Below are 12995 nucleotides of genomic sequence, written 5' to 3' on the forward strand. Positions count from 1 at the left end.
AAAACAATATTATATTTTTCTCATTTTAAGCTTGAATATTGAAATTTCAAATCATAAACAAGTTATTTTTATGCAACATAAAAGCATTGTTTTGCTGAAGAATCAGCATGATCATCTTCGATAATTAGGGTCATATTTATCAGTTTCAATATAAATATAAACTTTTTTATCATTTAAAGACTGCCGAATCGTTTCTTCAATGTTATTGATGATTGCATACGATTCATTCTCTGGGTGATCAAAGATATCAATTTTAGCAGCTACCAATACCTCAGTTGGGCTCAGATGAACGGTCTTTACATCGATCAAACGAGAGACTTCCGGACGCTCAAAGGCTTGCTTGATTTTAATCAAGTCACTTGTTGTCACACTTTCACCAACAATCAAACTATAAAATTCTTTTGCTAAGAAAATGGCAGCTCCCATCAACAATAATCCGATCAATAGGCCGCTAATCGCATCAAACGCCGCAATTCCTGTTACCATCGTCAAGACTGTTCCTACTAAAGCAAGAATGAGTCCGATCACAGCACAAAAATCTTCAGTAAAGATGATCAAAATTTCACTGTGACGACTTTCTCTCAAAAATTTCATCAAAGATAACTTTTCGGTATTCAACTCATGGATTTCTTTCATAGCGATACGTAATGACGTTCCTTCAATGGCTAATCCAAAAATTAAAATAATGATAACGATCAATGAGTTATCAACTTCATGCGCTGGATGGGTCAATTTTTCAAAAGCTTCCATGACTCCCAAAGCTCCCCCACCAAAAAAGAGCATGGTTGCCACAATTGTGCTAAAAAAATATTTTGCTCTTCCTTCGCCAAATTGGTGTAATTCGCTTTGCCCTCTATTCGCTCGTTTATCCCCAAAAAGCAAAAGGATTTGATTGCTGCAATCGACGATACTATGAATACTTTCATTCAGCATTGCCGCACTTCCACTAATGGCATAACCGACAAATTTACTGATTGCAACTAAAATATTCGCACCTAATGCGGCAATCACAGAGAACATCCCGCTCTTTTTAAAATTTTCCATCTTATTTCCTTCTTTCTTTTCTTCTCAACAGTTTCTCAGTTAACTATCTCTCGGAAGAACCGTGTGATCTATTGCCTGCAGACGGAACAAAAAACATGCGACAATCTCTCTAAGGATTGCCACACGTTTATATCCTGTCTAAGCCTTTCGAACCATCAAAGGAACCAAAAATTCGTAATTGATAAAGAAATCAATCACTGATCGATGGTACTCCCCAGAAGAAACTTCAAGCATTGTTTGGTTTTTCTGATTTTTGGAAATGATCATGGATTGTCCTTTATCTAATAGAACTTGGTATTTTTCTTCTCCAATTTTTTCAAAATCATATTGAGGATTTTTCATCGCTACGATAAAGATGTCATCTAGTACCTGGTCAGTCAATTCAAATTGACTTTGAAGATTCAGATGTAACGGTTGGGTGTTATCTAGTAAGGTTTGCTTGACTAAGAAACCTAAGTGACGTGCATGAGCTAATATTTGGTTGAACTTATGATTGAAAATAGTCAGTTGACCAGCAGAGAATACCCGTTCAACAGACCAATAACGAATCAAAGATAACACACGGTCATCCTGAACCGTGATTTCCATCGTTTCTGGTGAAACTTCCAATAAGTTGAGTGATTCCACTTGGTATCGTTGATCAATCGTCGGAAGAACAAAAGAAAATACTAATTGATTGGACTCATTCAAACGATAGTTGATCGAAAAATGTCGTGTTTCCCAAGTATCATAAGTGGTATTAGAGAATTTCAAACCAATATCATTTAAAGGTTTTAGCAACTCATAAGTAAAGTATTCGATCAAACTTGTCTTACCAATCGGGGAAATAGGTTCTGCTTTTAAGATATAGCGTTCAAAAGCATCTAATAATTGTGAAAAGTCCGATTCAAGTAGATATTTCCGTAATCGTAAATCCGCTAATTCTGCCTCTGCTGTTTCAATCAAAAGAACAATGTCTTGATGGTCTTTTTCTTTTGTTTCTAAATAGACTTGATTTTCCCTCGCTTCATGTGGATGACTGGATTCAATTGCCTCTAATTGTTCAGAAGTGACCTGTTCATTTTCATCAAGCAAATCATCTTCAGAAGCAGAGTGATTGCTGGAGTTTTCAGGATCTGTTTCTATTGCTTCTTCCGTCACAGTCGTTTCTGCTAACGATTGTGCTTCCAGCTCTTCATTTTTTTCTAACTCTTCATGCTCATTCATTACTCTACCCCTCCCTCTTGCATCGATACTTCTGGGTTTTCATGTGGGTCAACATTTCCTAAGTAATTCATTAGGAAATGATGGATGGTTTGACTGAACCCTTCTATCCCACCGAAGTAGCGATTGATTTGTCGTTGTTCTTTTTCAACGATCGCTGCACGTAATTGATTCGCTTTTGCTTCGTTAAGTAAAGCAGCTTTTTGATTTTGGATTTTTTCAGGTGCTTCAAGATAAGGCATCCAGCCTAATTTTTCATTCGATAATGCTTTTTTTTGTTTTTTTAGTTCTTGGATTTCTTCATCAATTTTTTTCCGATTTAAGAATCCTTTAGTGTCATCCAGATCAGAGATTTGGCGATCCACTTCTTTTAATTCTTCATCCAGACGATCGATCTCGGCTTTTGCAGTGATGACTTTAGCATCAAGTTCGTTAATTTGTTGACTGTAGTCATCCGGTTCCTGGTTTGCATAGGTGCCCCACTCTTCGTCAATTTGGGGCAAAACGAAAATTTCCGGTAGACTAGCATCGATGCCAATTGTTGGCCTTTCGTGATAATACGTACCGATCTTGTAATAACTCATCGTAGGAGAAATCTTTTCGACTAGCTCCATAAATGGAAATTCTTGAATAAAGCGATCATGGATTTTTCGCATTAATAGCTGATCGATTTCATGGTTTTCATTCGAACTTTTTTTCAATTCCTCATTTAAATGACCATTATACAGTTGATAGATTTCTGGAATGTTTTCTTCACGAACAGCTCTTTCAAATGCTTGTAAATCCTCTAACAGTTGAGATAGATTCGTGCTAGCTTTTTCTTTGATATCAAAAAAAGTAGTGTCATCTTCTTGCTGAATGATGATTTCTTCGTTATTTTCTTGTGGTGTTTCTTTCATTTTGATTACCTCCTCACAGTTATCCACTTTCTTGGACAGAAGCACAATAGGTTGAGTTTACTTACTATTGAATTGATAATTTAATAGTACCATTTTATAGAAAAAAATGTTACAAAGGGCTTCCTCCTCTATGTATCTTTTAATCAATATTCATTGATTATCCACCGTTTTGATAAGGTCTGATTATTGTACTTTCACTATTGAATAATCTTACGTATCGAGAGTAAAACAAAAGAGTGGAAAGAGGATTGAAGCGACCTCCAAAAGTTAGATTCTAACTTTTGGGGGTTACTACAGATCCCCCCACTCTTTTTCACTCAGTAATTTTTTTATTTTTGAGGCAGATCTCTGGTTGTGAAGTGAATGCGCTGATTTTCATCACGAGATAATAGTGTTTCTTCATTCAAATAAGTAAACTTCATCTCTTCTAAATCAGTATTTTCGAGCATTTTTTCATAACCGGTAAAAATCGAACGGATATATTGTTTATATGCGTTTTTCTTTTTCTGTCTTTTTTTCATGTGACACCTTCCTTATCAAAACTATCATACCAATGAATTTAAGATGAAACAAGCCAGATTTGAGATTTTATCTGTTGTTTTAATCCGGTGTTAGTTACTAGTTGACGAAAATCAAAAAAAATGAAAAAATGCTTTAGTACTTAAGGAGGGAATCTCGTGAAAAAAATCGGTTTTGATTCAGAGAAATATATCGAAGAACAATCAGCATATATCCTTGAACGAGTGAATCACTATGACAAATTATATTTAGAATTTGGAGGCAAATTGGTCGATGATAAGCATGCCAAACGTGTTTTGCCTGGCTTTGAAGAAGATGCAAAAATCAAATTGTTACAAAAATTAAAAGACCAAGCAGAAATCTTGATTTGCGTCTACGCTGGAGACATTGAACGTAATAAAATTCGTGGGGATTATGGTATCACTTATGACATGGATATTTTACGCTTGATCGACGAAATGCGTGGCTACGGATTATCTATCAATAGTGTCGTCATTACTCGTTACAATGGTCAGCCAGCTACGAATGTCTTCGTCAATAAATTAGAAAGACGTAATATCAAAGTCTACAAACATTCAGAAATTGAAGATTATCCAATCAATGTTGAAAAAATCGTTTCTGAAAACGGCTTTGGCAAAAATGAATATATTGAGACCAGTAAGCCAATCGTTGTTGTTACTGCTCCTGGACCTGGTAGTGGCAAACTAGCAACATGTTTGAATCAGCTTTATCATGAAAGCCAAAAAGGACAATCAGCAGGTTATTCAAAATTTGAGACCTTCCCTGTTTGGAATGTCCCATTGAAACATCCACTAAACATTGCCTATGAAGCTGCCACTGTGGATTTAAAAGATGTCAATATGATCGATTCCTTCCATTATGATGCCTATGGCAAGGTTGCTGTAAACTATAATCGAGATGTTGAAACCTTTCCAGTAATCAAACGGATCATTGAAAAAATCACTGGTAAAGAATCAATCTATCAATCCCCTACCGATATGGGTGTGAATCGTGTGGGATTCGGAATCGTTGATGATGAAGTTGTGCAAGAAGCTTCTCGACAAGAAATCATCCGCCGCTATTTCCAAACAGAGTGTGATTTCAAAAAAGGATTGATCGATGAGGAAGCAGTAAATCGAATTAAATTGATCATGGAAGAAGTAGGTCTTCAACCTGAAGACCGTCAAGTGGTATTGCCTGCTCATGAGTATGCAAAAACTGTTCAAAATGACAGCAACGATCCTTCTGCGGTGATCGCGATCCAATTACCCGATGAAGTGATCATTACAGGACGCACCAGTTCTTTAATGAATGCTTCTGCTGCCGTCATTTTAAATGCGATCAAACATTTGGCACATATCTCAGATAATATTCCATTGTTGTCGCCACTTGTTCTAGAACGGATTCAAGGGATGAAGTCTTCCGCACTGCATTCTTCCGTTGATACATTGAGCCTAAATGAAGTACTGATTGCTCTTTCGATCAGTGCGGTAACCAACCCTATCGCTCAAGTAGCTTATGACAAACTTGCTGAATTAGATGGTGCTCAAGCTCACTCGACAGTCATCGTCAATAAAAATGATGAACAAACGTTGAAACAATTAGGTATTGATATCACAAGTGCTCCCTTCTATCCATCGGAAAATTTATTTTATCAATAAGCATTGTTTCTTTATGAACAAATAGCTGAATAAACTCTTAAAAGATTTTATTTAAATTGCACCTGAAAAAGTGCAACTGATAATCTTTTAAGAGTTTTATTTTGTTGTATCCGTTTCAATTGAAATGTATGCGTTTCAGTCTAAAAAAGCGATGATAATCTTAGCAAAAAATTAGTATTTTAACGATAAAACGTGTAAAATTAAACGGAATTTTGATTAGGAGTGATAGTTTGAGTCAGATTTTAGGAATTATTGGATTACTTTTTATTTTTAGCCTTGCTTTTTTGATTAGTACCAACAAGAAAGCCATCAAAGTAAAACCTTTACTATTGATGATCGTGTTGCAATTTATTTTTGGTTTTATTTTGTTACGAACGACTTTTGGTACAGCAGTCGTTTCCATGTTAGCGAAAGTATTCGATCATTTACTGGCGTTTGCAGGTGAAGGAGTCAATTTCGTTTTTGCTGGGGTAGCCAATAAAGGCAGTGCGCCGTTTTTCTTAAATGTTTTGATGCCGATTGTTTTTATTTCTGCAATCATCGGGATTTTGCGTTATATCAAGATCTTGCCATTATTCATGAAGGCAGTTGGATTGGGTTTAAGTAAAATCAATGGTATGGGGAAATTAGAATCTTACAACGGTGTTGCTTCAGCAATACTAGGTCAATCTGAAGTTTTTATTTCAATAAAAAAAGAATTGCCTTTCTTATCTGAAAAACGTTTATTTACCATGAGCGTTTCTGCCATGTCGACTGTTTCGATGTCGATCGTGGGTTCTTATATGGCGTTGATCGATTCTAAGTATGTAATTACTGCGCTGGTATTGAACTTATTCGGTGGGTATATCTTGGCCTCCATCGTTAATCCCTATGAATTAGAAGAAAAAGAAGATGAGTTGATCATTGAAGAAAACAAAGAACAAACTTTCTTCCAAATGCTTGGAGAATATATTCTTGACGGCTTTCATGTAGCGATTACAGTCGCTGCTATGTTGATTGGATTCGTTGCTCTTATTGCTATGATCAATGCCATTTTTAGTGGAATCTTTGGGATCTCTTTCCAAGAAATTCTTGGTTACATCTTTGCTCCACTTGCATTTATCAGCGGGATTCCTTGGAAAGAAGCTGTGGATGCGGGTAGTATCATGGCGACGAAACTTGTGACAAATGAATTTGTTGCGATGACAGAACTAGCCACTGGGAACCTGCATTTTACTGAACGTACAACAGCTATTTTATCTGTCTTTTTAGTATCTTTTGCTAACTTCTCTTCCATTGGAATCATTTCGGGTGCTATGAAAGGTCTAAATGAAGAAAAAGGAAACTTAGTGGCGAAACATGGATTAAAAATCTTGTTGACTGCCACATTAGTCAGCTTTTTAAGTGCGATCGTCACTGGTTTACTAGTCTAAATGATTAAATTTAATTGAACTGTATATTTAAAACACTCTCTTTGCTCTTTAGACGATTTTCTAAAGACTCAAGAGAGTGTTTTTTATAAGACAAAATTTATTGTCGTACAACTGGAATATCTATGCGAAAAGAACAATTGCTAAAAGAAACTTTCTCGTGTATCGTTTAATAAAGGAAATAAAGATTTGAAGGAGATTCATGATGAACAAATGTTATGTATTTATTGGTCCTTCTGGTTCAGGAAAAACCTCCATTGCTAATGCTCTTTTTGAACCAAAAGAAAAAATTGTCACTTCGACGACTCGTCCTCCTCGAAAAGGTGAAACCGATCAAAAAGATTACTATTTTCTCTCTGAAGACAAATTTGAACAGTTGATCACTGAACAGGCATTTGTGGAATGGGATGAATATGCGGGACATAAATATGGTTCAACTAAGAGGGAGATTGCTCAAAAGTTGAAAAATGGTGATTGTTATACGATTTTAACAGCTGCTGGTTTTTGGGCACTCTTCCATGCATTTGGGAAACAGATCCAACCAGTATTTGTGACTATCGCTAAAAACAAATTGAAGCAGCGTTTAGAACAACGTGGAGATGCTCCGGATCAAATCAAAAAAAGGCTCGCTCTTTTTGAGCAAGACACGAAGGAATTAGATGAGTTAAAAAAACGACCAAACCTCATTGTTTTAGCAAATAATGAAGGGTTAGAAGCCACCAAAAACCAATTTAAGCGACAAATAAAAATGCTCAAAGAATGATCTTATTTTGATAAACAGGATTGATTAGCAAAAAAATCTCTCACTAGCTTCAAAACATAAACTAGTGAGGGGGATCAAACCAATTTATGTCGTTCTGTATGTCCAATATCACAAATCAGCGAATGTAATTCTTCTACTTTAGAATACATGCGTAACCAATTAGTCGGCTGGTCTAATAATAAACTGAGCAGTTCTAAATGATGGACCAATGTCCATTTTTTCAATACACCTAAACCAGGAAATTTTTTTTGTTGTTTCAAAGAAAGCAGGGCTAATATACCCGTTGTAATCAACAGTTGATCTTGGTTCCTCAATACCCACTGTTGCATTTTTTCAACAGCTTCAAAAAACTTTAGTGCTTGATCCTTAGCTGAATCGTTCGTATCAGAAATAAAATGTTTTACTCTGAGATTACCATATGCATCAACATAGGTAAGATGAAGTGCCAATGCCCGACTAGGAAAACCTTTATCAAAATAGCGCCTTCCTTCAATCGTAAAATCTGAAAAGCCATGATTCCCCTCTTCTTTAAAAAACAAATAGTCGTCGCTAAAAAAATCATCTATTTTTTCGCTATAATCTTCTACGTGTTTTCTTGGTTTAAAGGCTTCTTTTATGATGATTTTGTTTTCTGGTAACCAGATATGGAACCGACTATGGTCTGGTAACAAAAAATGAGTATCCATTTTTGAAAATTCTTTCCATATTTTTGGATCACGAGGCTGATGTTGTCCATCAAAAATGATCAATTTAGGTGGTTGCTCCATGATCTGTTGGTAATTATCGGACGTGATGATCATTGCATGTTGAATGGAACTATTTTCTTTTTCTTCCCATAAATGTAAATGTTCATCAAAAAGTTTGAACTGACCCACTTGGGGATTATCGATGATGATCAGCGGGTGATTTGCTTTTTGGAATAGTTCGACAATGTTTTTAAAGGTAGCTGAATCACGAACTGGTTCGATGATAGGAACAACCTTTTTGGATAGTAGATTCTGTTGAATCATTTCTTTTAATGCTAAAAGATCAAACTGTTTCCCTCTCAAATAAGGATAGTACATGCTTATTCACTCCAATGGCTCTGTTGGCAAGCGTCTAACTTGCTGCTTTTGTCGCAGATTCTCATAGTCTTGCTGTAAAGCGCTGATTTCTGCTTGTAAATCTTGGATCGCTTGATTTTCTGTTTCTTCAATAAAGCGTTCATAGTAACGCTCTTTGGCAAATGGATCTTGAGAATCTGAACGTTTTTTTAATTCTTTATACAACTGATCAGTTGGAAAATATTTGACGCCTCGTTCCATCTGTTTGGCTTTTCTTACTTCTCTAAATAATGAAGCCATAAAACGGTTGAGCAGCGCCTCTTCTGCCACTGCTAACGATTGCTTCATTGCTTTTTTAGCAATAATGAATGTACCAGAAGCTGGCATCTCTTCTGCTATCCCGTAAGGTCGATAAACTAAAACACCGATACCAGTGGGGATTTCAGCTTTGACTTCATCAAAAAGTGTTTGAGGTAATACAAAATAATTGTAATTCCCGACAAACGATAATTTTGCAGTGGAACGAAAGTCCGCTTTTGATACTTTCAACTCATAGCAACGCCACTCTCTTGTACCATCAAACTTTGTAAGACAACTTAATGTATCTACGATACCATGGTCGTCAGGCATGGTCACCTCTTCTACGACAATGCCCCCTTGTTCGATACAGTATTGATAAAGAGAAGTTTCCATCTCGATCGTTAAAGGAGTTTTCAATCCCTCCACCTCCGAACATATTTTCGCCTACCCATTCTACCTTAGATCCAATAAAAAATCTATCGTTAATTATTATTTGAATCGTTTCCTTAAAAATATTTAGAATTAGTTTTTGTTCAATTTGATCCTGCGAAATGAATGGGACAAAACATCGTCACGAGGTAGCTGACAGCCAGAAAAAAACAGTCGAGTCTAAATTTTTCTTAGTCCCAACTGCTTTTCTTCAACTGACTATTATTGATAACTTGGCGGTAAATAGAATTTTTGATGATTTTCAAAGATTTCGCCAATTTGAAAGAGCAAGTCTTCTCGTCCTCTGGCAGCCATGAATTGGATACCCAAAGGCAGACCTTCCTCACTAATATGTGTGGGCAAACTGATTGCTGGTTGTCCCGTCAAATTTGCCAGTTGGGTGTAAGGCGTGATCTTTAAACTTTCCTCAAACATTTCAGAAATAACTGCTAAACTTTCTTGTTCGTTGCATTCGTTGATTCCAGCCATTTTTGCCCGAATTTCATCGCTTTGAAGATCAGTGGAAATTTCTGGAGCAGTAAATGCTGTTGTCGGCGAAAGAAAAAGATCAACAGTTTGAAATAGTTCTTCCATTGTGATTGCTGCATGATCCCAAACATGAAGCGACTGGATATAGTTCGCTGCAGAAACCTTCTTGCCGTATTCTAGTAGTACCCAAGAAATCGGTTCAAGTTCATTTTGAGCAACCGACCGTCCTAACCCAGATTCAATCGAGTGAATCATACTAGCTGTTTCTGCTCCATTCATTTGATAATAAGACTGAATCAAGGCTCTTCCATCAAGAGGGTAATTGATTTCAATGATTTCATGGCCTTCTTGTGCTAAAAATGTCACCGCATTGGTCACTGCTTGTCGTGCTTCATCGCTGATTTTTGTGTGGATCGGTGATTCTGTGCAAACAGCGATTTTCAACCGTTTTTTTGGTGGATGCTCTTGCCATTCCGCTGGCGAAACTTGATAAGGCGCTCCTGAATGGATACTTCGCAGTCCTGCAAATAAAGCTTTGGTGTCTCTCATAGAAATGGTCAAACCAAAATCAATCGCTGCTCCTTGCCAACCTCGCCAAGCATGAGGACCAACTGGCATCGTTCCTCGTGAAGGTTTTAAGCCAATCAGACCACAAAAGGAAGCAGGTATGCGAATTGATCCTCCACCGTCACTAGCACCAGCGATCGGTAAAATGCCAGAAGCAACAACGGCTGCTGCCCCACCACTTGAACCACCTGGCGAATGCGCAAGATTCCAAGGATTTTTAGCTGGACCATAAAGTTGTGGGTCGGTGATATTCTTAAAACCAAACTCTGGTGCATTCGTCTGCCCCAGTGGGATAAGACCAATTTTTTCAACTTGCGAAACAAAATTTGAATTTCTAGATGAGCGATGAGTTTGAAAAAGCTTTGAGCCTGATGTAGCTAACCAGCCTTGCTTTTCCTGTCCTAACATTTTCAACGGGAACGGTAAGCCGCTTAAAGGCTGTTCATCCTTTAGAATTGATGCCTCATCTTTAATTGGTTGATCTGTTTCAAAAGTAACGAACGCGTTTAATTCTGGATTTAATTTTGCTACTTTTTGGCTAACCTCTTTGACTAATTCCTTGTAACTGAACTGCTTCTTTTTTAGACCCTTCACGATCTCCATGCCATCTTTCAAGTAAATCCCTCCTTTTATTTGTCATACCTTTGTGCCATTTTCTCATATTTCTATTCAACAAACAAAAAGAATGATTACGCTTCATGTTAGAAACGGTGGTGCTATTATCAGTAATTATATACACCTATTGAATCCTAATAGCTAAGGTACTATTCATGGCAAACCAACGAATAGACTAAAAGCTAATCACCAGTTATTATTCTAAAACCACCGGATCGCATACAAATAAGCCAAAGATTTCCAAAATAAGAGAAACTATGTTTGGATTCTTTGGCTTATTTTTTATTGTTGTCTTTTATTTCATCACTTAGAGAATCGTTAACGATTAGATCGTTTTTAGTTTTCCTCTAAATTCATCGATGGTTCGATACCCTTTTTCTGTCATGATCTGTTCGAGTTCTTTCGTGATGCGATCAAAAATTTTTGGTCCTTCTTTGTGAAGTTCGGTACCGATTTGTAGCATAGTTGCTCCACATAATAAATGTTCAAAAGCATCCTGTCCATTCCGAATGCCTCCAGTACCAATAATTTTGATCTCTGGTTTCAAGCGAGTATAAAAAGCACGGACGTTCGCTAAAGCGGTTGGTTTCACATATTCTCCACCAAGTCCACCGAAACCCTCTTTAGGTTTGATCACGACCGCTTCTTTTTGAGGATCGATATACAAACCATTGCCGATACTATTAATAGAATTTACATAAGTTAAAGGAAATTGATTCAAAATTTCAGCCATTTGATCAAAATGCGCCAAATCAAAATATGGGGGCAATTTGATTCCTAATGGTTTGGTGAAACGGGCAAAAACTTGTTGCAACAAATCTTCCGTCGCCTCAAAATCATAGGCTAACTGTGGTTTGCCAGGAACATTCGGACAAGAAAGATTCAATTCGGTGATTCCTTGAAAGTCACTCTTTTCAATCATTGTCAACATTTCCAAATTTTCTGCTGCACTCATGCCTGCAATAGAGAAAAATAGCGGTTGTGTCTGCTGTTTTTCATAGTTCAATGCATAATCTAAGTAATAATCAAATCCACGATTAGGTAATCCCATGGAATTAATACTTCCAAGAGGTACATCGAAATAACGAGGTTCTGGATTTCCAGCACGTTCATTCAGTGTACAACTCTTTGTGATAAAAGCGCCAGCATTGGATTGTTCCAATTCAACTAGTTCTGTCGTTGTCATGCAATGAACACCGGAGGCATTCATAAAAGGGTTAGCAAAAGTATGATTAAAAAAAGTCGTTTCTAAGGTCAAGTCATTCTCTCCTTTGATGAATCATTTTTTCTAGTTTATCATCAAGTCAAGCAAAAGCAAATAGGATCAAGACAATTAATCATCATTTTCAGTTGCTAAAACTTCTCCCGTTTGACTATTGAGTTTTACTTGAGTACTCTTATTCCCGTTTTTCACTTTCACTTCCCAGTAAGTGGTACCAAGTTCCTTACTAAGATCCCAGTCAGTGGCTGTTCCCCCACCCGCTTGTTTTTCAGCGATTTTCGCTGCTTCTTCAATACTTAGAAGTTTACTTGTGTCCAAAGCATCTTCTTGTTTCTTCTGTCCATTTTGTTCATCTTGATCTAAACGCTCAGGATTTTGTTTTTGGATTTCTTCGTTTGCTGCATTGATCTTCATTTCGTATTCATTTTGATCATCAACACCATCAATTTTATAGAAGAAACTTCCCCAACTACTATCTAATTCTAAACTGGTAATCGCTGCATTTGGATATTCTTTTTGAAACAACTCAATCGCTTTTTGTGCAGATACTTTGATCTCTTTTGTTGCATTCGTCCCAGAATTCATTGTTTGATTTGATGCTTCGGTTGAAGAAGTTGTTTGTTGACCAGTACTTGTTGACGTAGTCGCTGGAGCTGGCGTTGATTCTGGCGTGGACTGATTCGATTGACAACCTGCTAATAATAGTAATGAGAATAGACCACAAAAAATAACATTAGTTTTCATAAAATTTATTTCCTTTCTTGAATAAAAATCACTTTAATTTAAGTATACACAAGTAAAGTTGTTCTGTCATTTTTGAACAAATCAATCA

12 protein-coding genes are annotated in these 12995 nt (G+C 36.7%); 3 read left to right on the forward strand and 9 right to left on the reverse strand.

The window, feature by feature from the left end; all coding sequences use genetic code 11:
* Window positions 1–111 precede the first annotated feature (111 nt).
* From IGJ32_RS06420 to IGJ32_RS06435, 4 genes are all read right to left on the reverse strand, one after another.
* Window positions 112–1044, reverse strand: a complete 933-nt coding sequence (locus IGJ32_RS06420; protein ID WP_010719156.1) for a cation diffusion facilitator family transporter — start codon at window positions 1042–1044, stop codon at window positions 112–114.
* Between the two features lie 138 nt (window positions 1045–1182).
* Window positions 1183–2250, reverse strand: coding sequence for a hypothetical protein (locus IGJ32_RS06425; RefSeq protein WP_094940294.1), 1068 nt, complete (start codon window positions 2248–2250; stop codon window positions 1183–1185).
* Window positions 2250–3146 (reverse strand): viral A-type inclusion protein, encoded by an 897-nt coding sequence (locus IGJ32_RS06430; RefSeq protein ID WP_342081720.1) that lies wholly within the window; start codon window positions 3144–3146, stop codon window positions 2250–2252. The genes IGJ32_RS06425 and IGJ32_RS06430 overlap by 1 nt, the downstream gene beginning before the upstream one ends.
* Before the next feature lie 329 nt (window positions 3147–3475).
* Window positions 3476–3667, reverse strand: coding sequence for a hypothetical protein (locus tag IGJ32_RS06435; RefSeq protein WP_010719153.1), 192 nt, complete (start codon window positions 3665–3667; stop codon window positions 3476–3478).
* Between the two features lie 156 nt (window positions 3668–3823).
* Between IGJ32_RS06435 and IGJ32_RS06440 the strand changes: the two genes are divergently transcribed.
* The 3 genes from IGJ32_RS06440 to IGJ32_RS06450 all read left to right on the forward strand — a co-directional run bounded on the left by IGJ32_RS06440 (window position 3824) and on the right by IGJ32_RS06450 (window position 7498).
* A complete protein-coding gene (locus IGJ32_RS06440; protein WP_094940296.1) occupies window positions 3824–5326 on the forward strand; it encodes a DUF1846 domain-containing protein in 1503 nt (500 codons plus the stop codon).
* A gap of 230 nt (window positions 5327–5556) precedes the next feature.
* Window positions 5557–6738 carry a NupC/NupG family nucleoside CNT transporter gene (locus tag IGJ32_RS06445; protein WP_010719151.1) on the forward strand — a complete coding sequence of 394 codons (1182 nt, stop codon included), beginning with the start codon at window positions 5557–5559 and terminating at the stop codon, window positions 6736–6738.
* Between the two features lie 202 nt (window positions 6739–6940).
* Complete coding sequence (locus IGJ32_RS06450; RefSeq protein WP_342081721.1) at window positions 6941–7498, forward strand: guanylate kinase; 558 nt, start codon at window positions 6941–6943, stop codon at window positions 7496–7498.
* Between the two features lie 74 nt (window positions 7499–7572).
* Here IGJ32_RS06450 and IGJ32_RS06455 read toward each other — a convergent pair whose 3' ends face one another.
* The 5 genes from IGJ32_RS06455 to IGJ32_RS06475 form a co-directional block, all read right to left on the reverse strand.
* Window positions 7573–8562: a sce7725 family protein gene (locus IGJ32_RS06455; protein ID WP_342081722.1), complete on the reverse strand. Its 990-nt coding sequence runs from the start codon at window positions 8560–8562 to the stop codon at window positions 7573–7575.
* A 6-nt stretch (window positions 8563–8568) separates the two neighbouring features.
* Entirely contained in the window at window positions 8569–9258 is a 690-nt protein-coding gene (locus tag IGJ32_RS06460; RefSeq protein ID WP_053766014.1) for a hypothetical protein, read from the reverse strand.
* Between the two features lie 234 nt (window positions 9259–9492).
* Window positions 9493–10941: an amidase gene (locus IGJ32_RS06465; protein ID WP_161637826.1), complete on the reverse strand. Its 1449-nt coding sequence runs from the start codon at window positions 10939–10941 to the stop codon at window positions 9493–9495.
* A 325-nt stretch (window positions 10942–11266) separates the two neighbouring features.
* Window positions 11267–12199, reverse strand: a complete 933-nt coding sequence (locus tag IGJ32_RS06470) for a dihydroorotate oxidase (protein WP_010719146.1) — start codon at window positions 12197–12199, stop codon at window positions 11267–11269.
* 75 nt (window positions 12200–12274) lie between these two features.
* Window positions 12275–12907: a PepSY domain-containing protein gene (locus tag IGJ32_RS06475; protein ID WP_081127594.1), complete on the reverse strand. Its 633-nt coding sequence runs from the start codon at window positions 12905–12907 to the stop codon at window positions 12275–12277.
* Window positions 12908–12995 lie beyond the last annotated feature (88 nt).

The sequence above is a fragment of the Enterococcus sp. DIV1639a genome (assembly GCF_050530445.1).
Lineage (GTDB): Bacteria > Bacillota > Bacilli > Lactobacillales > Enterococcaceae > Enterococcus_B > Enterococcus_B hirae.